Source organism: Shinella sp., from assembly GCF_049651085.1.
Taxonomy (GTDB): Bacteria; Pseudomonadota; Alphaproteobacteria; order Rhizobiales; family Rhizobiaceae; genus Shinella.
Genome location: NZ_JBASBL010000021.1, coordinates 73,418 through 97,204 on the forward strand (window position 1 = coordinate 73,418; position 23,787 = coordinate 97,204).

18 protein-coding genes are annotated in these 23,787 nt (G+C 63.1%); 2 read left to right on the forward strand and 16 right to left on the reverse strand.

Features of this window, described 5'->3' with window-relative positions; translation table 11 throughout:
* Window positions 1-100: 100 nt before the first annotated feature.
* The 5 genes from WA950_RS12920 to WA950_RS12940 all read right to left on the reverse strand — a co-directional run bounded on the left by WA950_RS12920 (window position 101) and on the right by WA950_RS12940 (window position 8,764).
* On the reverse strand, window positions 101-1,630 hold the full coding sequence (locus tag WA950_RS12920; RefSeq protein ID WP_424552113.1) for a caspase family protein: 1,530 nt from the start codon (window positions 1,628-1,630) through the stop codon (window positions 101-103).
* Window positions 1,630-3,195: a caspase family protein gene (locus WA950_RS12925; RefSeq protein WP_424552114.1), complete on the reverse strand. Its 1,566-nt coding sequence runs from the start codon at window positions 3,193-3,195 to the stop codon at window positions 1,630-1,632. Before WA950_RS12925 ends, WA950_RS12920 begins: the two co-directional genes overlap by 1 nt.
* Window positions 3,192-4,085, reverse strand: coding sequence for an OmpA family protein (locus tag WA950_RS12930; protein ID WP_424552115.1), 894 nt, complete (start codon window positions 4,083-4,085; stop codon window positions 3,192-3,194). The genes WA950_RS12925 and WA950_RS12930 overlap by 4 nt, the downstream gene beginning before the upstream one ends.
* Window positions 4,086-4,151: 66 nt before the next feature.
* Window positions 4,152-7,394, reverse strand: coding sequence for a c-type cytochrome (locus WA950_RS12935; protein ID WP_424552116.1), 3,243 nt, complete (start codon window positions 7,392-7,394; stop codon window positions 4,152-4,154).
* A gap of 110 nt (window positions 7,395-7,504) precedes the next feature.
* Window positions 7,505-8,764 carry a ferredoxin reductase family protein gene (locus WA950_RS12940; RefSeq protein WP_424552117.1) on the reverse strand — a complete coding sequence of 420 codons (1,260 nt, stop codon included), beginning with the start codon at window positions 8,762-8,764 and terminating at the stop codon, window positions 7,505-7,507.
* 447 nt (window positions 8,765-9,211) lie between these two features.
* Between WA950_RS12940 and WA950_RS12945 the strand changes: the two genes are divergently transcribed.
* Window positions 9,212-9,832 carry a GntR family transcriptional regulator gene (locus tag WA950_RS12945; RefSeq protein WP_424552118.1) on the forward strand — a complete coding sequence of 207 codons (621 nt, stop codon included), beginning with the start codon at window positions 9,212-9,214 and terminating at the stop codon, window positions 9,830-9,832.
* A gap of 61 nt (window positions 9,833-9,893) precedes the next feature.
* On the opposite strand, the gene WA950_RS12950 is transcribed toward WA950_RS12945, so the two are convergent.
* From WA950_RS12950 to cysG, 5 genes are all read right to left on the reverse strand, one after another.
* Window positions 9,894-10,706: a ferredoxin--NADP reductase gene (locus WA950_RS12950; protein WP_424552119.1), complete on the reverse strand. Its 813-nt coding sequence runs from the start codon at window positions 10,704-10,706 to the stop codon at window positions 9,894-9,896.
* A gap of 211 nt (window positions 10,707-10,917) precedes the next feature.
* A complete protein-coding gene (locus WA950_RS12955; RefSeq protein ID WP_424552120.1) occupies window positions 10,918-11,418 on the reverse strand; it encodes a DUF934 domain-containing protein in 501 nt (166 codons plus the stop codon).
* 10 nt (window positions 11,419-11,428) lie between these two features.
* Complete coding sequence (locus WA950_RS12960) at window positions 11,429-13,102, reverse strand: nitrite/sulfite reductase (RefSeq protein WP_424552121.1); 1,674 nt, start codon at window positions 13,100-13,102, stop codon at window positions 11,429-11,431.
* A 10-nt stretch (window positions 13,103-13,112) separates the two neighbouring features.
* Window positions 13,113-13,430, reverse strand: a complete 318-nt coding sequence (locus WA950_RS12965; RefSeq protein WP_424552122.1) for a DUF2849 domain-containing protein — start codon at window positions 13,428-13,430, stop codon at window positions 13,113-13,115.
* A 1-nt stretch (window position 13,431) separates the two neighbouring features.
* Window positions 13,432-14,871 carry a siroheme synthase CysG gene (gene cysG, locus WA950_RS12970; RefSeq protein ID WP_424552123.1) on the reverse strand — a complete coding sequence of 480 codons (1,440 nt, stop codon included), beginning with the start codon at window positions 14,869-14,871 and terminating at the stop codon, window positions 13,432-13,434.
* A gap of 242 nt (window positions 14,872-15,113) precedes the next feature.
* Here cysG and mazG point away from each other — a divergent pair, with 242 nt between their 5' ends.
* Window positions 15,114-15,965: a nucleoside triphosphate pyrophosphohydrolase gene (gene mazG, locus WA950_RS12975; protein ID WP_424552124.1), complete on the forward strand. Its 852-nt coding sequence runs from the start codon at window positions 15,114-15,116 to the stop codon at window positions 15,963-15,965.
* Between the two features lie 7 nt (window positions 15,966-15,972).
* On the opposite strand, the gene hflX is transcribed toward mazG, so the two are convergent.
* The 6 genes from hflX to WA950_RS13005 form a co-directional block, all read right to left on the reverse strand.
* Window positions 15,973-17,301 (reverse strand): GTPase HflX, encoded by a 1,329-nt coding sequence (hflX, locus tag WA950_RS12980; protein ID WP_424552125.1) that lies wholly within the window; start codon window positions 17,299-17,301, stop codon window positions 15,973-15,975.
* Between the two features lie 77 nt (window positions 17,302-17,378).
* On the reverse strand, window positions 17,379-17,621 hold the full coding sequence (gene hfq / locus WA950_RS12985; protein WP_023514954.1) for an RNA chaperone Hfq: 243 nt from the start codon (window positions 17,619-17,621) through the stop codon (window positions 17,379-17,381).
* A gap of 99 nt (window positions 17,622-17,720) precedes the next feature.
* Window positions 17,721-18,584, reverse strand: a complete 864-nt coding sequence (locus tag WA950_RS12990; RefSeq protein ID WP_424552126.1) for a D-amino-acid transaminase — start codon at window positions 18,582-18,584, stop codon at window positions 17,721-17,723.
* Between the two features lie 8 nt (window positions 18,585-18,592).
* Window positions 18,593-19,969 carry a Trk system potassium transporter TrkA gene (gene trkA, locus WA950_RS12995; RefSeq protein WP_424552127.1) on the reverse strand — a complete coding sequence of 459 codons (1,377 nt, stop codon included), beginning with the start codon at window positions 19,967-19,969 and terminating at the stop codon, window positions 18,593-18,595.
* A gap of 30 nt (window positions 19,970-19,999) precedes the next feature.
* A complete protein-coding gene (locus WA950_RS13000; RefSeq protein ID WP_424552128.1) occupies window positions 20,000-21,364 on the reverse strand; it encodes a sigma-54-dependent transcriptional regulator in 1,365 nt (454 codons plus the stop codon).
* Entirely contained in the window at window positions 21,354-23,627 is a 2,274-nt protein-coding gene (locus tag WA950_RS13005) for an ATP-binding protein (protein ID WP_424552129.1), read from the reverse strand. Before WA950_RS13005 ends, WA950_RS13000 begins: the two co-directional genes overlap by 11 nt.
* Window positions 23,628-23,787: the final 160 nt, after the last annotated feature.

The following is a 23,787-nucleotide window of genomic DNA, read 5'->3' on the forward strand; positions in this document are numbered from 1 at the left end:
AGGTACTGCCGGGTCAACCCGGAAAATGCAACGAAAAACAGCTTTTGCACCCCTCTCCCGGCCACACCGCGTCCGCACATGGACGATGTGGCCGGTTCGATCAGTAGACCGTGTATTTCAGCAGCCCGAGCGACCAGTTGACGCTGCGGTTTTCGGTGTCGCGCGTCCAGGTCTGCTTCAAGGTGCCGGCGATCTCGGCGATGGTGGTGCGAGCGTCGAGTTGCTTGGTAAGGCCATAGCCGTTCGGCGCGACCTTGGTCAGATCGACATCATCGGCGACGACGATGGCGACCAGCACATTCTCGCTCGGCCCTTCCGCCTCGAAATCGAAGCCGTAATAGTCGTCCGGGATCGTAAGCGGACTGTTCGCGGTCAGCGGCGTGATCTTGCGGGCTGCCTCGTTCGGGAATATCTGCGTCGCCTTGCCGTCCTTGTCGACGTCATAGAGGATGAGATGGCCGCCGGTCGTGCTTGTCACCGTGATACGGAAGACATCGCCGGTCTTGAGGTGATCGGACGACAGCGCCACCTTGACCTCTCCGGTCTGCGGCTTGCCGAGAATGTCGCCGACGGCATCGACCGGGCTTGCGGCGACATAGGCCGTCTGCTGCGTGTTCTCGACCTTGACCTCTTCGACCTTGCCGTAGTCCGCGCTCTGGCTCTGCTGCTGGCTATCGACCGGCGTTTCGGCGATCTGGTTCACGGCGCTCGCGCCGAGCAGCGCGTAGTTCACCTCAAGCTGCGGATCGAGGCTCTGGCATGCGCTCTGCGCGGCGCAATAGGTCTGCGACTGCTTCTTCACATATTCGAGCAGTTCGGAATTGGAGACGATGCCGTTGCCATTGCCGTCGGCGGCGGCCGTCTCGTGGCCATTGACATAGGACAGCGTGAAGACCCCGTGGCGCTCCTCCGGCGGCAGGCGGGTATCGTCCCAGGCGACCTGATAGGAGGAGGCCGCGCTCCAGGCTTCGACGCCGTTCTGTTTGGCTATATCCGGCTTGTCCACCACCGCGACATCGATGCGCAGGCCGCGCGTCTTCACCGCATCCACCGGCCTGGCATGCGGGCGCGGCAGGAAGCGCGCGCTTTCCATGGCATCGCCGACCTTGGTGGACAACGAGCGCGAGATGGTGCCCGAATGGCAGGCATCGATAACAATGGAGACGACGCGATCCTTCAGCCTTGCCAGCAGAGCTTCGATCTCGTCATCGAGAATCACATTCGTCCAGTCACCGTCGCCGGCGGCGATGTCATAGGTGGAAAGCGCTTCATCGAGGCCATCCTCCTCGTCGCCATTCAGGTCCTTTACCTGCAGGCCATGGCCGGAAAAATAGATATAGACGCGATCTCCCGGCTGCGTGCCGGCGACGAGCCATTCATCGATGCTCGCCAGGATAGCTGCGCGGGTCGCGTCCTTGTCGAGCAAAACACGGATCGAATCGGCCGAATAGCCGTGCTTTTCCTTCAAAAGCTTCTCGATGAGAGGAACGTCGTTCTTCGGGCCTTCGAGAAACATCTTTTCCGGCAGCGACGCATAGGTGCCGATACCGATCAGAAGCGCCCGGTCCGCTGCATGGGCGCCCGAAAACAGCGACAGCGACAACAGGAGAGCGGCGGCATAGCGGATCATCACAGCGTTTCCCGCGTATAGAGAGGTTGAATGGCGACGCTTGCCTCCTTGCCGTCGAGCCGCGTCAGCAGCGCCCGAAGCAGGGTTGCGGCCGTCACGCTGCGGTCGGCGAGCACCGCGCCGATCGCATCGACCGGCTCGCCGGTCCAGATCGTGACCAGGTGATCGGCGCCGAAGGGTTTGACGACTTCGACATCCGTCAGCTTGAACTGCGAACTGGTGGTGCCGGCCGCCTGCAGGTCGAGGAACTGCACTTCACCCGTATTGGCCAGATTGAAGACCAGCATGTTCGGATAACGGCCGGGCGGCGCATCGAAGCGCAGGCGGGCGCCAGCCGGATAGATGTCCTTCGTCGGCGTGAGCGAGACGGAGCCGGGATTCTGGCTCGCCATGGCTTTCAGGAAATCGAGCAGCACGAACTTGTCCACCACGGCCTGAACACGGTCCGCGCCGACATTCTCCGCCGCGACATCGCCATTCGGCGTGTAGAAGACGCCGCTTGCCAGATCCCAGCGGAAGGGCGTGCCCGTCCCGTCGGTGTTGTTCGGCTTTTCGGCCTGTCCGTCGATCTGCAGGGCGATCTTGCCGGTCCAGCCGAGGTCGCTGGCCGGCTTGACGGTCTTGTGGTTCGTGGTTTCGGACGCCGCCGCCATATCGCTGGCGTCACCGGCCGGGATGCCGCGCGTGAGCCTTACCACGACCTCGCTTTCGGAGCGCGCCACCTGCGGCATGAAATTCGGCACCTGCAAGGCTTCGGAGCGGTTTTTGACGTTCGAGAAAATATAGTCTTCCAGCTCGATGCGCGTGATCATGCCGTCGCCGTCGCGGTCGGCGCTGCCTTCCAGGGCGCGGGCGAAACTCCAGCTCAGCGCGCCGCGCGGCGCGCCGTCGATGATGACTTCCGGCGTCGGCTGGCTCTCCAGCGAGGCAGCAAGCACGGTCACCTGCTTGAAGCTGATCTCCTTGATGTTCGCGCCATCGATCGCCTCCTGCGAGGGTGGCGCGAGCTTGACCTTCACAGCCGGCGCAAGGCGACTCTTGCCCGTGATCGATCGGCTCATGCCGCCGGAAAAACAGCTATCGGAGACGAAAAGCACATGCACGCCCTTGCCTTCCGCTTCGGTGAACCAGGCATTCATCTCGTTGTCGACGATGATCTCGTTCGAGGTTTCCTGATGCCGGTTGCGGTCGAATCCGGGAAGCTGGAGAAATTCGTCGAGCCCGTCCGCCTCGTCGCCGGCGATGAGTTCCGGCATCTGCGCGCCGTGGCCGGCATAGGTGAAGATGATCGTATCGCCGGACGAGGCCGTCGCCACCATGTCCGTCCAGGCCTTGCGGATGGCATCCTTGCGCGCTTCGGCATTGGTGAACTTGACGACCTCGAACCCGGCTGCGCTCATCGCGCGATAGACGTCCTCGGCGTCGCGAACCGCCCCGTCCAGGCTGACATCGTTCGGATACTCGTCGATACCGACAACGAGGGCATAGGTCTGCGCGGCGAAGGCGGGGCCGGGAAGAGCGACGGCAAGGGAAAGGGCGAGAAGCCGGGGCAGCGCCTTCATCATTCCAGATCCACCTCTACCCGCCGGTGCAGCTGGTTCAGCGTTTCCGTGTCGTAGGCGCTCGCATCGTCCGGCTTGAAGGGCTGGTCCTCACCCTTGCCTTCGGTCGTGATCTTGCCGGCATAACCGGCATTGTAGAGGTAGGCCTTCAGCGTCTCGGTGCGCGCCAGCGACAGCGTGTAGTTGGCCTCGCTGGAGCCGACCGGGTCGGTGTGGCCGATGAGCCTGATGGCGGCAGGCTTTACGGCCCTCAGGCATTCGGCGAGATCCTTTGCGGCATCCACGCCTTCCGGCGTGAAATCCGCCGTACCGAAGACGTAGCGTACCGGGGTCGATTTCTTCTTGATCGATACGCCGCGGAAGGAAACCTTGCAGCTGCCACGCATGGCAAGCTTGACCGGGCGTGGCGCAGCCAGCCGCATTTCGCCGGCAAGCCTGTCCAGCCGCAGGATGTACTGTTCGTCGGGCGCCATCCAGTCCGGCGTCAGCGTCTTGTTCGACCCGTCCTCCAGCGCGATCTGGTAGAGCTTGGCCGCCTCTTCATAGTCCTTGCGCTCGCGCGCCAGGTCGCCAAGCGCGTCATAGACCTGCCAGGGGCCGCCGTAATTGTTCTTCAGTCCTTCGAGATCCGTGCGGTGATCGGACAACCTGCCGCCGCTAGCGACCTCCGTTGAGATCCGGTTGAATACGATCATGGACGCGATGCGGCCGACCAGCGTGCGCTCGTCGGCGCTGCAATTGGCCGTGCCCGCCGTCTCGGCGAAGGCGCGTGCCTTCGCTTCATCGCCCGCATTGAACGCCTCGGTGACACCCGTGAAAGCCGCGCAGGCCGCAGCGGCCGGCGCGGCGCCAGCCAATACGAAGAGTGTCGCCGTGAGGGATCGCATCAGCATTGTCGGTCCAGTCCTCTTTCCGTTTCAACGAACGAACAGGGACCCGAAGGCCCCTGCCCCTGCTTGTCACCTGATTTCGAACGTCACCATCTGGAGACCGCTCGCCCCGTTATCCTGTTCCGCCTGCTTGGCAAGGTTCACAGCGATACCGCGTGTCACCGGCTGTTTCGAGCCAGCCGCCAGCTGCTTGGCTTTCTCGGCCGTCAGTCTCTGGTCGCCGAGGCCGCCGATCTTGCAGATGGCGATCATCGTCTCGCCCGGCGAGGGCGAATCGAAGGTCAGGTTGCCCGTACCCGGCTGCGGGATGAGGCGGCGTTCACCGGGGTTCAGCGTCGTGGCGCCGATCATCACGTCCGGGATGACCTCGACATTGCCGGTGTCCTCCACATAGACCACCTGAAGCTCGCAGGCGTGGTTCGTGCTCAGCTCGAAGCTGAGATAGTCCCCCACCTTCGCGCTGGTCGACGGAACATGCAGGGCAAGCTTGACCTTGTCGGCCTGCGCCTTGTCGTCCTGCTTGTAGGCCGGCACGGCATGGGCCGTGTTCGTCTGTGCCGCATACTGGTCGGCGCCCGAAGCCGGCTCCTGCTTCTGCTCGGGCTGCTGGTAGGCCGTGTCGACGTTGGCCTCCGGGTTGACGCCACGTTTCAGCGGCTCGAGCTGCATCAGCGGCTGCAGCATGAAGGCGTACTGTTCCTCGACCTCGACGCGCGGAACCGTGGCGCCCGATTCGAGCGTCGCGACCCAGTCGATGCCGATGCGCAGCGCATTGACGTCGGTGAGGCGGCGAATGTCGGAGGCGAACTGCTCCGGCGTCATGTCGAACTCGGCAGCAAGCTGCTCGAAATTCAACTCGTCCTCATACTTGTCGGCAAAGTAGGTGAAGATTTCGGCGCCACCGGGAGCCTTCAGGCCGGTCTTGCCGCCACCGGCCGTCGCTTCGGTGATGCCGAGGCGATCGAGCGCAGCGACGAAGCGTTCCGTGTCGCGCCTGTAGACCTCGTTCAGCTCTTCCTGCGGCACATAGACGGCGAGAAGCTCGTCTTGCTGATCCTTGGAGAACAGCGTCGAGGTTTCGATATGCTCGCGAATCTGGTCGCGCTTGGACAGGATGCCGTCGAAATGGCAGTCGAAGCAGGACCGTGCGTTGATGACCTCCACGCCCTTGCCGATCGGCCGCTTGCGGAAGGAAACGATTGCCGTCGGCCCGACATCGAGCTGGTCGCCCTTGTTGGTCGACAGATAGTAACCCTGCATGCCGTTCGGCAGCGAGAAGATCATTTCGCCGCCGTCATGCTCGAACGGTTCGAGCCCGGCCTTCAGGCGAACCCCCTCGGGACCGGCCGGGAAGCGCTTCAGCACCTGGCGGCCGACATCGCCTGCAAAGTCATAGGACTTCCAGTAATAGCCGCCGAAAGGCATATCGTGGCGCTCGAGCAGGCGGTTGTGGTCGGAAACGCCCGAGGAGCCATCGACAAAGCCCGCGCGAACGATACGGCGACGCTCGATATTCTGATCGACATTCACACCGAACCGCTTTTCAAGCTCGATGATGTTGGTCGGCAGCTTCATGAGACGGTTGTAGACCTTGGGCCGCGCGCCGTTGCTCATGAACCAGTCGACACGCATGATCGGCAGCTGTGTCTGCGTCGCCTTGGCGAGAGAATGCAGCTGCGCATCGCTCACCGGATCGACGCCGTAGAAATACTCGTTGATCAGGAAATCGTAGTCTTCCTGGCTCCATTCGAGATCGCGCAGGTCGATGCGCACCAGCAGGCCGTCCGAGCCTTCCACCTCTTCGGGCAGAACGAGTTCCGGTCCGTAGGACAGCGAGTTCAGCAGCTTCTTGAAGCCGCCAGCCAGCACCCGCATGCGCTTCAGGAAGGTTTCATGTGTTTCGCAGCTCATCATGCCGTTATACTGGTCGCGATAGCTGAAGTAGCGCATGAAGGGCTGGTCGTGCTCGTCGACCCGGGAAATGTCGCGCAGCGCCAGCTCCACGAAATCGAGATATTTCAGCATCGGACGCACGCGCTGGGTCTGCGTCGCGGAAACCGCCGTCGGGATAGCCGACTGGCTCAGCGAGTTGATCCAGTTGGCAAGGCTCTGCACCTCGGCATCGTCGGGACGCTTGCCGAGCGGCATGCGACCGCTGGTGACGCTGGTATAGAGCAGCGACTTGGCGGCATCGCCGGGAGTCACGAAAGCCGCATTGGCGGCGATGGAGGCCAGGTCGCCCGAGGGGAAGGATCCTTGCGAGCTTTCGCCCGGTCCATGGCAGTTGCGGCAATATTTGCCGATGAAGGCATCGGCCGCCGAGGCGAATTCGGCATTGCCGCCGCCCGCGCCGAGCGCACTTTCAGCCGTCGCCTCGCTGCAGACCGGCGTGGCGCTGGTCTCGACCGGCGTAACCTTCACCTCGCGGTCGGCGAGGAAGGCGTACATCGCCTGCCGGTCCTCATCGGACAGTGCCGAAAGACCCTGCGCAAGGCGGCGCATGACCGGATCGGACAAAGGCGAGCCGGAGAACTTCTTGCCGTCCTCGATCAGTCCCTTGGTGAAGACTTCATGCGAGGCAAGGCCACTCATGCGCGCCTTGGTGATGTCTGGCGCCACGGCGCCGGTCAGGCCCTTTTCCCCTTCATAGGCACGGGAAAGATCGAGACCGTAGGTCGTGGTGCGCGGCGTATGGCAATCGCCGCAACCACCGACATTCTCCACCAGGTAGCGGCCGCGCTCCATCTGGGTTTCTTCGCGCGGCTGATAGGCCTGCACGGTGAAATGGCTGCGCTTCCAGAGCGTGATCGTCGTCTGGCGGCTGAAGGGGAAGGCGATCTCGTGCTCCTTCGAGGCGGCGTCCAATTGCGGCAGCGTCTCGATATAGGCCTTGATGTCCAGCACGTCCTCCGGCTTCATGCCGCCGTAGGAAGTATAGGGCATGACCGGGTAGAGGTTGTAGCCCTCCCTGTCGAGGCCGACCATCACGGCATTGAGGAAGTCCGCATTGGACCAGCCGCCGGTGCCGTTCGGATGGGCGGAAATGTTCGGCGCGAAGAATTTGCCGATGGCCGTCTGCATCTCCATGCCGCCCGAAAGCAGCTCGGTATTGTCACCGGACCCATGGCAGGCGCCGCAGCCGGCGGCACTGAACATGACCTTGCCGTTCTCGGCGTCCGCCTTGTAGGTGCCATAGGCATCGGGCGCGAACTGGTCGAGGGCGACCGCGCCGGCGGGACAGAAGACCGCCATGGCAAGGCCGAACACGGCGGAAAGCCCGTATGCCGAACGGAAAACTGCTGTGTTGAACATGCGCATGGCTTGTTCCCTTTTCTCCAAGAGGCCGGTCGACCGGCTGGAAATTCAATATTTCTCACACGATTGCGGACGTAAAACCGCTTGGCGCCATCGCTGGCACCGCTTTAACGAAACTCGAAGCGCTCGAACTCGACACGGCGCGGCGCCTTGCCAAGCTCCTTCAATCCCTTTTCGATGGCCAGCCGCAGCGGCGGCGGGCCGCAGAACCACAAATCGGCCTCCGCGGGGTTCATGCTGGTGCTTGAAACAAGCTTCGTGGCGTCGAAGCGCCCATCGGTCGCCGAGTTGTGCAGCACGAAGCTGAAATTCTCGAGCTTCTCCGCCTGCATGCGGAACGTGTCGAGGCCGATCGCCTCGGCCCCGTCCCTTACGCAGTAGACCATGTGGATGTCCTGCCCCTCGTCACCCTTCAGCCGGCTCGCCATGGCAAGGAACGGCGTGACGCCGATGCCGCCGGCAAGCCAGATCTGCTTCTTGCCGCCGCGCTTGTGATTGAAATGACCGTAGCCGCCCTCGAGCGTCAGCCCGTCGCCGACCGCCACCGCTTCGCGCAGCGCTTTCGTGTAGTCGCCGAGCGGCTTGATTGCGAAGCGCACGGTGCCGTCATCCTCGATGCCGGCGATGGTAAAGGGATGCGGCTCACGCAGGCCCGACTTGTCGACCCGGAAGAAGCCGAACTGCCCGGGCAGCGCCCGAAGCTTGCGGCCCGCCGGCTTGGCCGTGATGATCGTCGCGCCGTCGTGGCGCTCGACATCCGCCACCTCGTATTTTCGCGTGCGCAACCATGGCAGCAGCTGCGTATAGGCATAGCTGGCAATGCCGAGCAGCGCGAAAAGGTTGAGATAGGTCGCCAGCAGCGCCGTGCCGTCATAGGGGCGCTTGATGAACATCTGGTGGAATGCAATGACCACGAAAAGCAGGCCGATAAAGCGATGCGTGATGCGCCAGTACTGATAGGGCACCTGGAAGCGCGTCTTCGGGATGACCTTCACGAGGCTGAAGATCAGCAGGAACACGAAACCGTAGAATGCCCATTCACCGGCCACCTTGGCGAGCTTGTTGAGATCGCCCGTCAGCGAAAGGCCCTGGAAATCGGGTGCAATGAAGTAATGCACCAGGATAAGACAGAGCACCGCAATGCCGATCTTGCGGTGGAAGTGGTAGATGCGGTCGAGCCCGCCGAAGAGCTTTTCGATGACAGGCGGACGCGTGGCCATGAACTGCGCGATCCCCATGGCGACGAAGGCCATGGACGAGGCCATCAGGGAAAACGTCGTTCCCATATTGGTATGGCTGACGGCCGGCACGGCCAGCAGGCCGGCAAAGACGATCAAACCTGTCGCGATGATGGAACCTGCAGTCAACCTATGCCCCCACAAATGCAACTGGACGGTCCGAATTGGCGGGCATGCTGGCAAGGCCCATGACATTCGTCAACCGCAATACTCCTATCGACGGACGCGCCCGCGGCTTTATTCAGGCCCAACCGCGCGAGGCATCAAAAACGGTGCAAATCGCTAATATGACAATAGAACGAAGCGCATGGAAAGCTGGTCGCAACCCGCATCGAGCGCAACATATCCGCCATCATGGAGCGAGTTGCAACCTTCGATTCGCGCCTTGCTGCCTGCCCTCGGAGCACTGTTTGCAGCCGTCGACAGCTTCCCTCAACCGCGAAATTCACAGGACTTTTCGCCCTTTCACTCCCACAATCCCGCAAATCCGCAGTGGCGCCCGACTCTGATATATCAGTCCGCTTGCCATGCATTTTGCGACATGTCACCATGTGATATATCAACCGGATCGATGGAATGACGGAAACTGCGGCGTCGCAAGCCCACCTCGCCTATCTCGCCCTCGAAGGCCTGATCGTCACACTCAAGCTGAAACCCGGATCGCTCGTCACGGAGCGCCAGCTCATCGAACTGGCCGGCCATGGCCGGACGCCGGTGCGCGAGGCGATCCAGAAGCTCGAATGGCAGGGATTGATCGCCGTGCGCCCACGCGCCGGTCTGCAGATCACGGCGATCCGCCCGCAAGATCATGCCGAAGTCATGGCGACGCGCCGGCAACTGGAGCCACTGGCGGCCGATCTGGTCGCGCGCCATGCCGGTGAAAGACATCGGGAGCAACTCGTCGCCTGCGCGCAGACGATGACCGTGTGCTCGATTCATTCCGACATGGAGGGGTTTCTCGCCGCCGACAAGGCCTTTGACGAGATCATGGAGGAAGCCTGCCCGAACCGTTTCCTGACTACCGCCCTCGCCCCGCTGCAGACCCATGCGCGCCGTCTCTGGTTCGCCCGCGCCGACAACCGGCACATGGATCGCTCGGTCGAGCTGCATGTGAAGGTCATCCGCGGCATTCGCAATGCTGACGGCCCGGCGGCGGCCGAAGCGATGACCGATCTTCTCAACTATCTGTCCGACTGAATGACGAAACGAAAAAGGCGGCCCGAAAGCCGCCCGTTTGCTCGCTTGACTGCGCTCCGCCTCAGTCGACGAAAGCGCGCTCGATGACGAATTCGGCTGGCTTGCTGTTCGCGCCCTCGGTAAGGCCGGCCTGCTCCAGCAGCGCCTTGGTCTCCTTCAGCATCGCGGCGGAGCCGCAGATCATGCCACGGTCGACCGCCGGGTCGAAATGCGGCACGCCGAGATCGGCGAACATCTTTCCGTTGGAAATGAGATCGGTGATGCGGCCCTGGAACGGGTAGTCCTCGCGGGTGACCGTCGCATAGTGGCGCAGCTTGTTGCCGACGACTTCCGCCAGGAATTCGTGGTTGCGGATTTCCTCGACGAGGTCGAAGCCGTATTTCAGTTCGGCGACTTCCCGGCAGGTATGCGTCAGGATGACTTCATCGAATTTCTCGTAGGTCTCCGGATCGCGGATGAGGCTGGCGAAGGGCGCAATGCCGGTGCCGGTCGAGAACATGTAAAGCCGCTTTCCGGGTGTCAGCGCATCGAGAACGAGCGTGCCGGTCGGCTTCTTGCGCATGAGCACGGTGTCGCCCGGCTTGATCTGCTGGAGATGCGAAGTCAGCGGACCGTCCGGCACCTTGATCGAGAAGAATTCCAGTTCCTCGTCCCAAGACGGGCTGGCGATCGAATAGGCGCGGTAGATCGGCTTGTCGCCGACCATCAGGCCGATCATGGCGAATTCGCCGGAGCGGAAACGGAAGCTTTCCGGGCGCGTCATGCGGAAACGGAACAGGTGATCCGTATAATGCTGCACGCTCGTCACCGTCTCGGCGAAAACGCCGGCCGGTACGGTTGCCACAAAGTCTTCGGTCTTGGCAGGTGCGTTCATTTCTGGATCGATCCTGGCTGCGTCGGAAAAAATTTGACGATAGGCAGATATTACATGTTGACCGGCAAAGGAAGGTATTCCTTTCCAATGCGCCGATTGGCCGCGCAATAGTCTGCCGGGCATTTCCTTTTCGCGCAATGCGCCGCACCCGTCCTTGATCTTGCTCAAGGCTACCACGGGATTGCGGCAATTCACCGGTCGGGGGCTGAATTCAGGCCCGCCGGCGCCAGCTATAGGAGCCCACATCCTGCGCGGGGCGGGCCGTCGGCTGGTAGTGGTTGGCGATGCCCGGCAGGCGGTTTTCGGCAAGGCGCTTCAGCGCCGTCGCATTGCTGACCGCAAAACTGTCGATGCCACAGCGCAGCATCAGCGGGATCTGGTCGATCAGCACGTCACCGACCGCCCTCACCTCACCGGCAAAGCCGAGGCGCGCGCGCAGCAGCGAGGCATGGCTGAAGGCCCGGCCGTCGTTGAAGGCCGGAAAGACGACAGCGACCAGCGCCAGCCGGTCGAGATGGCCCTCCAGCTGGCGCACGTCATCGGCCGGGTTGATCAGCACGCCGAGGCCCGTCGCGTCCGTCCCGGCAACCGTCGCCAGAAACTCCTCAAGGCCGAGCAGCGCCTTCTCGTTCGAGCCTGCTTTTGTTTCCTCCGTCTCGATGATCCATGGATCGTCGGTCACGAAGCCGGTTTCGTTCCAGATTTTCGTCATGACCATCCCCTCAGGCTGCCGCCGCCGTCTTGTCGCCGTAGAGCGCTTCCTTGAAGGGCTGCGGCCCGACGCGCCGATACGCGGCAAGGAAGATTTCGGAAGGATCGAGGCGCAGGCCGAGATAGGTATCGACGATGACCTCGATGGCATCCGTCACCTTGTCCGGCTCGAAGCCGCGGCCGATGATCTCGCCAATCGACGTGTTCTCGTCGCCCGAGCCGCCGAGCGTGATCTGGTAGAGCTCCTCGCCCTTCTTCTCGACGCCCAGCAGGCCGATATGGCCGACATGATGATGGCCGCAGGCATTGATGCAGCCGGAAATCTTGATCTTCAGTTCGCCGATTTCGGCCTGACGCTCGGGCGCGCCGAAGCGGGTGGAAATCTCCTGCGCCACCGGGATCGAGCGGGCGTTCGCCAGCGCGCAATAGTCCAGCCCCGGACAGGCGATGATATCCGTGATAAGCCCGGCATTGGCGGTCGCAAGCCCGGCCGCGGCAAGGCCGCGATAGACAGGCTCGAGATCTGCCAGCGCCACATGCGGCAAGATCAGGTTCTGCTCGTGGCTGACGCGGATTTCGTCGAAGGCGTATTCCTCCGCAATGTCGGCGACCGCTTCCATCTGCCCGTCGGTCGCATCGCCCGGAATGCCGCCGATGGGCTTGAGCGAGATCGTCACCATGCCGTAGTCGGGATGCTTGTGCGGCTGCACGTTCTGGTGCACCCAGCGGGCAAAGTCCGCATCCGCCTTCTTCCACTGCGCAAGGCTGGCCCAGCCTTCGGCGCGCGGGCTGAGTTCCGGCGGCGCAAAATAGGCGGAGATCGCGGCGACGTCCGCTTCCGGCAGCTTCAGTTCGGTGTCCCTGAGGCTGGCGAATTCGACCTCGACCTGCCGCGACAGTTCCTCCGCGCCCATTTCATGCACGAGGATCTTGATGCGCGCCTTGTACTTGTTGTCGCGACGGCCGTGCAGGTTGTACACGCGCACGATCGCCGTGGTGTAGGACAGGAGATCCTCCTTCGGCAGGAAGTCGCGGATCTTCTTGGCAATCAACGGCGTGCGGCCCTGCCCGCCGCCGACATAGACGGCAAAGCCGATCTCGCCCTGCTCGTTCCGCTTCAGGTGCAGGCCGATATCATGCACCTGGATGGCTGCGCGATCACGCTCGGCGCCTGTAACGGCGATCTTGAACTTGCGCGGCAGGAAAGAGAATTCCGGATGGACGGAAGACCACTGGCGCAGGATTTCCGCATAGGGCCGCGGATCGGCGACCTCGTCGGCGGCAGCGCCGGCGAAATGATCCGCCGTCACGTTGCGAATGCAGTTGCCCGACGTCTGGAGCGCATGCATTTCGACCGTCGCAAGTTCTGCCAGAGCATCCGGCAGCTCGGAGAGCTTCGGCCAGTTGTACTGGATGTTCTGGCGCGTGGTGAAATGGCCGTAGCCGCGGTCATACTTGCGGGCGACATGGGCGAGCATGCGCATCTGGCGGGCATTCAGCGTGCCATAGGGAATGGCGACGCGCAGCATATAGGCGTGAAGCTGCAGGTAGACGCCGTTCATCAGGCGAAGCGGCTTGAAGGCATCCTCCGTCAGTTCGCCCGACAGGCGGCGGCTGACCTGATCGCGGAACTGCTCCACACGGCCGGAAACAAAGGCGTGGTCGAATTCGTCGTAACGGTACATGCAATTGTCCTCAGGCGGCCGCTGCGGCCGTCGCAATCAAGCCGGCATAACCGGCAGCATAGGCAATGGTGGGACCTTCGGCGCGAATACGCTCGCGCATGCGCAGCGGCCGCAGCACGCCGTCGACCTCCTCGACATCGACGACATTGACGTCGACGACCTTGTTGTCGGCGAAAGCTTGCCTGCCGGTCGCTTCCAGTGCGTCGACGGCTTCCTTGTGGCGCGCGACGAACGCGGCCTGGAGCTGTTCGTTCCAGTTGCCGGCGGCATCCAGCCAGACGGAGATGCCATCGCTAAGGCGGTTGGCTGTCAGAACCTTGTCGGCCATGTCATGCTCCCAGTGCTATCGTGTGGCGCAACGGCTCACGGGCGGCGAGCGGTACGGAATGTTCAAAATTGGCGCCGGCGACGGCATCGCCGATGATCACCATGACCGGCCCGGCGAGTTCGTCGCGATGTTCGAGGCCGGGCAGGTCCTTGAGCGTGCCATGCAGCAGCCGCTTTTCGCGGCGGCTGGCATTTTCCACGACGGCGACCGTCGTCTCGGCCGGCAGGCCCGCATCCATGAGGCGCGCGGCGACCGAGGCGGCCACGGAGCGGCCCATGTAGACCGCGATTGTCGCGCCGGAAATCGCGAGCCGCGCCCAATCCGGCAGGACGGCGCCGGTCAGGTCGTGACCCGTCGTGAAGACGAGCGAGGAGGCAACCCCGCGCAGCGTCAGCGGCAGTTCGAAATCGGCGGCGGCGGCGAAGGCGGATGTGATGCCGGGCACGATCTCATAGGTCACACCCGCCTGCCGGAGCGCGGCCATTTCCTCGCCGGCGCGGCCATAGACGAGCGGATCGCCGGACTTCAGACGCACGACGCGCTTTCCCGCCTTGCCGAGTTCGACCAGGAGATCGTTGATCTCCTCCTGCGACTTGGAATGGCAGCCCTTGCGCTTGCCGACGGAAAGACGTTCGGCGTCGCGGCGCCCCATATCGACGATCGCCTGCGGCACGAGGGCATCGAAGACGATGACATCGGCTTCCATCATGACGCGCTGGGCGCGCAGCGTCAGCAGGTCTTCAGCGCCGGGGCCCGCGCCGACGAGCCAGACATGGCCGGCGGCCTTGCCCTGCGAATTGAGCAACGTGTTGGCGGCACGGCGGGCCAGATCGATATCGCCGTTGTTGACGGCATCGGCGACCGCGCCCTGGAAGAACCGACGCCAGAAGACGCGGCGCGTCACGCCACGCGGCAGGACGCGGTCGACTGCCTCGCGGTAGCCACTGGCAAGGCTTGCCAGCCGACCAAGCGAGGGGGAAAGCATCTGGTCGACCTGCGCGCGGATCATCTGCGCGAGCACCGGGCCAGCGCCCTCCGTCCCGATGGCGACGGCAACCGGCGCACGGTTGACGAGGGCAGGCGTGAGGAAGTCGCAATAGTCCGGCTGGTCGACGGCGTTGACGGGAATACCGAGTTCGCGGGAGGCCGTGGAGATGGCACGATCGAGCGCTCCATCGCCCGTTGCGGCGAAAACGAGCGTTGCATCGGCGATGGCGCCCTTCGAGAAGGATGCGCGAACCAGCACGAGGCCGTTATCGGCAATGAAGCAGGCGAAGTCGGCCTGCGGCCTTTCGGCCAGGACGACGATCCGGGCATCCGTGTTGAAGAGCAGGCGGGCCTTGGCAAACGCCTCATCGCCCTCGCCCACAACGACCACCGTCCTGCCGCTGGTGCGGAAGAACGCCGGGAATGTCGAAAGCTTGTTTCGTGCTTCAGTCATGGCCTGGTCCGGTTGAGGTGTGCGCACTATCGCGAAAACCGGCCACGAACGAAAGAAACAGAAATTCCCCCTGGCAAGGAGGGGGGTATTGTTTTGCTCTGTCGTCCTGCATTTTGAGCATAAGTCACCGGCCGCCCTTGCCTCCCCTCCGCACCGGCCGCTAAGGATGCCGCAGAGACCCCCAAAAGGGGACAATCGGCCATTCAAGGCCGGCAACAACATTCCGCTGAACTGAGAACGCCATGCAGCCGAGCCGCGACATCAAGCGCCTGATCGAAATCATGACCGCCCTGCGAACGCCGGAAACCGGCTGCCCCTGGGATGTGGTCCAGACCTTCGAGACGATCAAGCCCTATACGATCGAGGAGGCCTACGAGGTGGCCGATGCGATCGAACGGAACGACATGGACGACCTTTGCGAGGAGCTGGGCGACCTCCTGCTTCAGGTGGTCTTTCACGCCCGGATCGCGGAGGAGCGCGGCGAATTCGATTTCGGCAACGTCGTTGAGGCTGTCACGCATAAGATGATCCGCCGCCATCCGCATGTCTTCGCGCGTTCGGACGCGGACACGCCCGCGGCGGTCAAGCTGCAATGGGACGACATCAAGCAGGCGGAAAAGCGTGAACGCAAGGAACGCCGGGCCGCCCGCGGCCTGCCGGAGGATCCGCTTCGCGGCCATCTCGGCTCCGTGCAGCGCTCCTTCCCGGCTCTCGTCGAAGCGCTGAAGCTTCAGGAGCGCGCCGCCAAGGTCGGCTTCGACTGGTCGGAGCCCGCGCCGATCCTCGACAAGATCGAAGAGGAGATCGGCGAACTTCGCGAAGCCCTGAGAAACGACGACAAACGGGCTGTCGCCGACGAACTCGGCGACTTGATCTTCGCCCTGGTGAATATCGGCCGCCATGTCGGTGCGGACCCGGAAATGGCGCTGCGCGGCACGAACACGAAGTTCCGCAACCGCTTCTCGCATATCGAGGACAGTCTTTCGGCCAACGGCGAAAGCCTCGAGGCGGCGACGCTGGAGCGCATGGAAGAGCTGTGGCAGGCGGCGAAGAAGATCGAACGCAGTCTGGATAACGCAACGTCAGAGAATTGACGTTGCGTTATCGCTCCCAGTCCTCGCGCGCCGGCTTCTGGCCGACGCCAAGCCGGCGGTCGAGCTCGGCGGCTTCCGTTTCCGTCAGCCGCAACTCCAGGCGCACATTGCCGTCCTCGAGATCCTCGCGCATATCGACGATCGAGTGATCGTAGATCCACGGCAGAAGCTGCAGCTGCATGACCGGCACGACGACGTCGCGGTCGACCAGCACGCCGGAAAGCCGCCGGTTGATCTCGCCGAGCAGCAGGTCGATGCCCTCGCCTGAAATGGCGGAAACGGCAATGGCGTTCGGCTGGGTTTGCGCCTTCTGAACCAGCGCATCGCGCAGCTCCGGCTCCAGCCGGTCGATCTTGTTCCAGACCTCGAGGATGCGCTCGGCTCCATCCTTCTCGTCGATGCCGAGATCGGCGAGGATGCGCAGCACATCCGTCGATTGCGCGCCGTTGTCCGGGTCGGACATGTCGCGCACATGGAGGATGAGGTCTGCTTCCAGCACCTCCTCCAGCGTCGCGCGGAAGGCGGCGACCAGATGCGTCGGCAGGTTGGAAATGAAACCAACGGTATCGGAGAGGATGACGGTGCGGCCCTGCGGCAGCTTCATGCGACGCAACGTCGGGTCGAGCGTGGCGAAGAGCATGTCTTCGGCCAGAACCCCAGCTCCGGTGATGCGGTTGAACAGCGTCGACTTGCCGGCATTGGTATAACCGACGAGCGCGACGATCGGATGCGGCACCTTCTTGCGCTTGGAGCGATGGAGCTGGCGGGTGCGGCGCACCTGCTCCAGCTCGCGCTCCAGCTTGACGATCCTGTCCTGCAGGAGGCGCCGGTCGGCTTCGATCTGCGTTTCACCCGGCCCCCCCAGGAAGCCCGCGCCACCGCGCTGGCGTTCAAGGTGGGTCCAGCTTCGGACGAGACGGCCCTTCTGGTAGTTGAGATGCGCAAGATCGACCTGCAACGTGCCTTCCTTGGTGGAAGCGCGGCGGCCGAAGATTTCGAGGATGAGGCCCGTCCGGTCGATGACCTTGGCGTTCCATTCCTTCTCGAGATTGCGTTGCTGCACCGGCGTCAGCGGATGGTCGACAATGACGAGGCCGGCATCGTGCTCGTCGAGCGCCGCCTTGATCTCCTCGATCTTACCCGTACCGAGTAGCGTACCGGGTTTTGGCTGGCTGACCGGCACGATGGCCGAATGAACGATCGTCAGGTCGATGGCGCGTGCAAGGCCGACGGCCTCTTCCAGACGTGCCTCTTCAGAGCGGCCGGTCGTCGCTGCGGCAGGATCGGACTTCGCGCGCTGCGCCTTCAACACCGGAACGATGACGACAGCGCGCATATCGTCCCGGTGCTTTTCAGCCTCCGGAACGATGGAATCCTTGCTTGTATCGGATTTTTTAATGTTCTTGGGTCCTGTCAGGAGCCGCTTTCCTCGGTCTCGAACATCTGCAGCGGCTGGCCCGGCATGATGGTCGAGATCGCGTGCTTGTACACGAGCTGCGAATGACCGTCGCGACGGAGCAGCACGCAGAAATTGTCGAAGGAGGTGACAACCCCGGTCAGCTTGACCCCGTTGATGAGAAAGATCGTCAGGGAAATCTTTTGCTTGCGAACGGTATTAAGAAAAAGATCCTGCAGGTTCTGAGAACGTTCCGCCATGGCGCCGCTTCTTTCTGATTGCCGGCCCTTGAGACCGGTTGAATGATAATAAGTCGTCCCCGTGCCCGGCAATGGATTCCGGGACCGTCGATTCTGGTATCAAATCACGGTCTTCTCCGCAACGGCGAAAAAGGCATCCCGGAGTTTCTGCGCCGTCATGCCCGGATGACCATTGGCGATCGTATGGCCGTCGATGGCAACCACCGGCAGGCAGATCGTCATTGCGCCGGTTATGAAGACTTCGCGCGATTCCAGCATTTCAGCGACGGAAAAGCTGCGTTCCTCGACCGGCAGTCCCAGCTTCTGCGCCACGTCCATCAGCGTGGTGCGCGTGATGCCGCGCAGGATTGCGCGATCGGCGGGGCGGGTGACGAGCGTTCCGTCCCGGTCAACGATCCACAGGTTCGTTGCGCCGCCCTCGGTCACATTGCCGTCCGCATCGACGAAGATCGCCTCCTGCGCACCCGCCTCCCTCGCCTGCTGGCGGGCCAGCACGTTCGGCAGAAGACCGACGGTCTTGATATCGACCCGCTCCCATCGGTTGTCGGGAACGGTGATCGCGTTGATTCCCGAAATGTATCGCGCCTCGTTCACGGCTGGGTTGACCGACTTTGCCGTCACGACGAGAGACGGGCGCACTGCTGGCGACGGGAAAACGTGGTCGCGTCTGGCAGCGCCGCGTGTCACCTGGACATAGACCATGCCATTGACGACCCGGTTGCGGCGCAGGACCTCGCGCATGATTGCCACCAGCGCCGCGCGCGGCATGGGCGCAGTGATGCGAATTTCACCGAGCGAACGGTCGAGACGGTCGAGGTGGCGCGTCAGGTCGACGATGAAACCCCGCTGTACCTGGCAAACCTCATAGACCGCGTCAGCGAAGACGAAACCGCGGTCCTCGATGGACACCGCAGCCTCGGCATGGCGGACATAGCGGCCGTTGACATAGGCAAAGCGAGGCATGGCGGTTCCTAGAAATACTGGATGCTGACGCGGAACAGTTGTTCGACATGACGCACGGCAGCCGCCGCGGCAAAGAGCACCACGCGGTCGTTCGCCTTGATCTTGGTGTTGCCGTCCGGCCGGATCACCGTCTTGTCGCGATAGATCGCGCCGATGCGGATACCGGGCGGCAACTCGATCTCGCGCAGCGGCTTGCCGACCATCGGCGAAGTTTCCAGCGCATCGGCTTCGACCACCTCGGCAGAGCCCTTCTGCACGGCGTAGACCGAGCGGATGCGCCCCTTGCGCACGTGCTGCAGGATGCCGGAGATCGTGACGGCGCGCGGATTGATATGGGCGTCGATGCCGAGCGTCTTGGTGAAATCCTGATAGGCCGGATCGTTGATCAGAACGAGATTCTGCTTGCAGCCGAGGCGCTTGGCCATCGCGCTGCCGAGAATGTTGATCTGGTCGTTGTTGGTCAGGGCGACGATCAGATCGGCGTCCTGGATATCGGCCTGCAGCAACATCTTCTGGTCGAGCGCTGAACCATGCAGCACGACGGTATGGCGCAGCTTGTCGGCAACCGCCACCGCGCGTTCGCGGTCGCTCTCGATGATCTTGAGCCGGGTCTTCGGCTGATAGTCCTCGATCGCCCTGGCGACGAAATAACCGATATTGCCTCCGCCCGCGATGACGATGCGGGCAGCTTCCTGCTCCTCATGGCCGAACAGCGCGAGCGTGCGCCGCACATGCCCCCTGTCGCAGACGACATAGGCCAGATCACCGGAATGAAGCTGGCTGGAGGAATTCGGAACGGAGAGCTTGCCGTTGGAGAAAATGCCGGTGACCGTGGCGTTGAGGTCCGGGAAAAGTTCGCTGAGCTGCTTCAGCGGCGTCTCGACGACCGGGCAATCCTCCATGCACTCGATCGCGACCATGACGATGCGGTCATCGGCAAAGCGCACGACATCGGTCGCGCCGGGGAAGGAGATGCGCCGCAGCACCATCTTGCCGACCTCCACCTCCGGCGAGATGGTGACGTCGATCGGCAGCGCCTCGCCCGAGAACAGATTGGAGTATTCCGGCGCCAGATAGTTCTGCGAGCGGATACGCGCGATCTTGGTCGGCACGTTGAACAGCGAGTGGGCGACCTGGCACGCGATCATGTTGATCTCGTCGAACAGGGTGACGGCAATCAGCATGTCCGCCTGGTCGGCGCCGGCCTTCGCCAGCACCTCCGGATGCGCGCCATGGCCAACGACGCCCTTGACGTCGAGAGTTTCGGTGATCGCGGCAATCAGCGAGGGCTGATTGTCGATCACGGAAACGTCGTTGCCCTCTTCCGAGAGCCGCTCTGCGATACCATAGCCGACGCGTCCGGCGCCGCAGATGATGACCTTCATGCCCTAAAACCCCTTGAGTCTCAGAGCGCCTTATACGCCAAGCGATTTCAGTTTGCGATGGAGCGCGGAGCGTTCCATGCCGACGAATTCGGCCGTGCGGGAAATGTTGCCGCCGAAGCGGTTGATCTGGGCGATAAGATAGTCGCGCTCGAACATTTCGCGCGCCTCGCGCAGCGGCAGCGTCATGATGTGCTGGTCGCCCTGCGTCGAAATCTTCGGCAGCATGTCGCCCACTTCCGTCGGCAGCATGTCGGCCGTGATCGGCGTATCGGGACCGTCGCTGCGGGCGAGAATCATCAGGCGCTCGATATTGTTGCGCAGCTGGCGGATGTTGCCCGGCCAGTCGTGCGCCTGAAGCACGGCAAGCGCGTCATCGCCGATCTTGCGCGCACGAATACCCGCCTGTTCGCTGACCTGCCGCATGAACATGTCGACGAGGAAGGGAATATCCTCGCGCCTTTCCGCCAGCGGCGGCACGCGCACCGGCACCACCGCAAGGCGGTGATAGAGGTCTTCACGAAAACCGCCTTCAGCAATCAGGCTTTCGAGATTGTAGGCGGTGGAGGAGATGATGCGCACATCCACCTTTACCCGCTTCGAGCCGCCGACGCGCTCGAACTGCTGGTCTACGAGCACACGGAGAATCTTGTTCTGCGTCTCGCGCGGCATCTCCCCGATCTCGTCGAGATAGAGGATGCCGCCATGCGCCTCTTCCAGCACGCCGGTCTTGCGCGGCTGGCCGGGCGTGCCCTCGGTGCCGAAGAGTGCGACTTCCATGCGTTCCGGCGTAATCGCCGCCGCATTGAGGACGACGAACGGCCCGCCCGTCCGGCTGGACTTGCGGTGGATCATGCGCGCGACCAGTTCCTTGCCGGAGCCGGAGGGACCGAGGATCATGATGCGGCTGTTGGTCGGCGAGACCTTCTCGATCGTCTGGCGCAGTTGCGAGACGGCGACGGAAGTGCCGATGAGTTCCACCGGATCGCCCGAGCGCTTCTTCAGCTCCGTGACCTCGCGGCGCAGTTTGGAATTCTCCAGCGCCCGTTCGGCGATGAGGATCAGGCGGTCGGCCTTGAAAGGCTTCTCGATGAAATCGTAGGCGCCACGGCGGATTGCCGACACGGCGGTCTCGATATTGCCGTGGCCGGAAATCATCACGACCGGCAGGTCCGGATGGCGGCTCTTGATCTCATCGAGAAGCGCCAGCCCGTCCAGCTTGCTGCCCTGCATCCATATGTCGAGGAAGACGAGGCGCGGAACACGGTCGCTGATGGCGGCAAGTGCACTGTCGCTGTCAAAGGCGGTGCGCGTCTCATGCCCCTCGTCGGAAAGGATGCCGGAGACGATCTCGCGAATGTCCTCTTCGTCGTCAACTACGAGAATATCAGACGCCATGGCTTACTTCCTTGCTTTTATTGTCCGCATCGTCGGCCGCCGGTTCCTCGTAGGGCAGGATCACGCGGATCATCGCACCGTGGCCGTTGTCGAAGTCCGCAGGGGCATCGTGCAGTTCGAGCTGCCCGCCATGGTCTTCGATGATCTTCTTGACGATAGCGAGGCCCAGGCCCGTGCCCTTGTCGCGCATCGTCATATAGGGTTCGAGAATACGATGCCGGTTCTCGGTCGGCAGGCCCTTGCCGTTGTCGATGACATCGACAACGAAACGCCGGCCGGCATCGTCGGGTTTCGCCCGGACGAGAACCTTGCGCTCCTCGCGCGACGCGTCGGGCGGCAGTGCCTCGATCGCCTCGACCGCATTCTTGATGAGATTGCCGAAAGCCTGACCAAGCATGCGTGCATCGAAAAGGCCGGTCAGCGCCACCTCGCCGAGATCTTTCCGGAAGGCGACGTGATTGTTGCCCATTTCGCGCAGGAAGACGGCATCCTTCAGGATACCGCGCAGGTCCGTGCGCTCCTTCGTGGGCTTAGGCATACGCGCAAAGCCGGAGAACTCGTCGACCATACGGCCGATATCCTCCACCTGGCGCACGATCGTATCCGTACACTGGTCGAAAACCGCGCGGTCCTCCGGGTCAATCTGCTTGCCGTACCGGCGGCGAATGCGCTCGGCGGACAGCTGGATCGGCGTCAGCGGGTTCTTGATTTCGTGCGCGATACGGCGTGCCACGTCCGCCCAGGCGGTCGAGCGCTGTGCGATGACGAGGTCTGTAATATCGTCGATGGTGATGACGTAGGAATCCTGCGCATCCTTCGCCTCCTCGCGCGTCACCTGCACGTTGAGCGTCCGCTCCTTGCCGCCATGCATGATGTTGATCTGCTTGCGGTAGTCGTTGCGATGCCGGGTAGAGCCTTCCGCAAGCACGGCCGCAATTTCCGGTGCCACCTCGACGAGCGGATGACCGATGAGATCGTTGACCTCCCGGCCCAGCAGGATTTCCGCCGAAAGATTGGCAATCGTCACGCGGCCATCGCCCTCGACGCCGATGACGGCGGCCGTCACGCCGGAGAGGACAGCCTCGATGAAACGGCGACGGTGATCCACCTCGTCCTTCGCGTCGAGAATCTGGTCCTGCTGCGCGCGGATTTCGGCGATCATCTTGTTGAAGGTGCGTGAAAGGTTACCGACGTCGCCATCGGCCACGCGCACGGGCACGCTGACATCGAGATTGCCCGAGGCCACGCTGTCGGCCGCACCGATCAGCTGGCGGATCGGCCGAACGATCCGGTCGGCCACCGCGATTGCGGTCCAGATAGCGGCCAGAAGCACGATCAGCGCGAAACCGAGATAGAGGACGCCGAAGGCGATCTGCAGCGTCGTTCGCCCGGCTTCCAGCGCGCGGTACTCGGCCGTGTTCTCCTCCATCAGGCGCATGGAGCGCATGACTTCGGGATCGACCGTGCGGATCGTGTAGAGGAACGCGCCCGGCAGGTTTTCCAGCTTGATAATGGCGCCGACGAGATTGGTCGTGCCCGGCGGGATCAGCGTCGGCTGGCCCGCGGCGGATGCCTTGAGGGCATCTTCGGGGACCGGCGGCAACGGGTTTTCAATCGGAATGGAGGCCTGCAGGATCGTCGAGCCATCGGCACGCAACAGGAAGGCGCCGAGCATGCCGCGTCCGCGCGCCTGGCGCGTCATCAGTTCGACGAAACCGGTGCGGTCGAGGCTGTAGAGCTGGCGATTTCTGTCGAGGTCGTTCGCCATCGACGCGGTCTGGCCCTGCAGATAGCTCGCATTTTCCAGCACATAGGCCTGCGCCACGTTCAGCGAGGAACTGACGATGGACTGGGTGCGGATGGAGAACCAGCGATCGAGGCCGACATCGAGCGTGATGGAGGCAAAGATGGCGACGAGCACGGCAGGCGTGATCGCAACGATGGAGAACAGCGCGACGATGCGCACGTGAAGCCGGGCTGCGGCGCGGCCGCGGCTGCGCGCGCGCAGCAGGCGCAGGATTTCCCGGCCGATCAGGAACATCAAGCCGACGATGAAGATCGCGTTGATCGCCGCCGAAGCGATGACGACATTGGCTTCAGGCTTGATCGGCGTCAGGCCGAGCAGGATGAAGAGCGAGATGATCGCCGCCCCAAGCGCCCCCCCGGCCAGCAGCAGGCCAGGCAAGGCAAAGGACGCACGTCGATCGGCAATCGCCCCGCCGCTGTCCTGTCCTTCCGAAAGCAGGCTCACGCCTTCCGTCATATGCCGCATCACTTCCCCGGCCGTCCACCCGAGGGCGTCGGCGTTATATCGTGTTTTCCGGGATGGCGCCGACCGCATGAAGGATCGGGCGAATCCGCACCCGCAGTCAGAACGGTCGGGTGTGCGGACCTATTCGACCACCACCCCTCTGTTACCCTCA

Excerpts from the sequence above, each read along its gene's own strand:
- WA950_RS12920 (WP_424552113.1), bottom strand. The coding sequence starts at position 1,630 with ATGATCCGCTATGCCGCCGCTCTCCTGTTGTCGCTGTCGCTGTTTTCG.
- WA950_RS12960 (WP_424552121.1), bottom strand. The coding sequence starts at position 13,102 with ATGTACCGTTACGACGAATTCGACCACGCCTTTGTTTCCGGCCGTGTG.
- WA950_RS12955 (WP_424552120.1), bottom strand. The coding sequence starts at position 11,418 with ATGACGAAAATCTGGAACGAAACCGGCTTCGTGACCGACGATCCATGG.
- WA950_RS12945 (WP_424552118.1), top strand. The coding sequence starts at position 9,212 with ATGACGGAAACTGCGGCGTCGCAAGCCCACCTCGCCTATCTCGCCCTC.
- mazG (WP_424552124.1), top strand. The coding sequence starts at position 15,114 with ATGCAGCCGAGCCGCGACATCAAGCGCCTGATCGAAATCATGACCGCC.
- WA950_RS12925 (WP_424552114.1), bottom strand. The coding sequence starts at position 3,195 with ATGATGAAGGCGCTGCCCCGGCTTCTCGCCCTTTCCCTTGCCGTCGCT.
- WA950_RS13005 (WP_424552129.1), bottom strand. The coding sequence starts at position 23,627 with ATGACGGAAGGCGTGAGCCTGCTTTCGGAAGGACAGGACAGCGGCGGG.
- WA950_RS12930 (WP_424552115.1), bottom strand. The coding sequence starts at position 4,085 with ATGCTGATGCGATCCCTCACGGCGACACTCTTCGTATTGGCTGGCGCC.
- WA950_RS12965 (WP_424552122.1), bottom strand. The coding sequence starts at position 13,430 with ATGGCCGACAAGGTTCTGACAGCCAACCGCCTTAGCGATGGCATCTCC.
- hflX (WP_424552125.1), bottom strand. The coding sequence starts at position 17,301 with ATGCGCGCTGTCGTCATCGTTCCGGTGTTGAAGGCGCAGCGCGCGAAG.
- trkA (WP_424552127.1), bottom strand. The coding sequence starts at position 19,969 with ATGAAGGTCATCATCTGCGGCGCCGGACGCGTCGGCTATGGTATCGCA.
- WA950_RS12990 (WP_424552126.1), bottom strand. The coding sequence starts at position 18,584 with ATGCCTCGCTTTGCCTATGTCAACGGCCGCTATGTCCGCCATGCCGAG.
- hfq (WP_023514954.1), bottom strand. The coding sequence starts at position 17,621 with ATGGCGGAACGTTCTCAGAACCTGCAGGATCTTTTTCTTAATACCGTT.
- cysG (WP_424552123.1), bottom strand. The coding sequence starts at position 14,871 with ATGACTGAAGCACGAAACAAGCTTTCGACATTCCCGGCGTTCTTCCGC.
- WA950_RS13000 (WP_424552128.1), bottom strand. The coding sequence starts at position 21,364 with ATGGCGTCTGATATTCTCGTAGTTGACGACGAAGAGGACATTCGCGAG.
- WA950_RS12950 (WP_424552119.1), bottom strand. The coding sequence starts at position 10,706 with ATGAACGCACCTGCCAAGACCGAAGACTTTGTGGCAACCGTACCGGCC.
- WA950_RS12935 (WP_424552116.1), bottom strand. The coding sequence starts at position 7,394 with ATGTTCAACACAGCAGTTTTCCGTTCGGCATACGGGCTTTCCGCCGTG.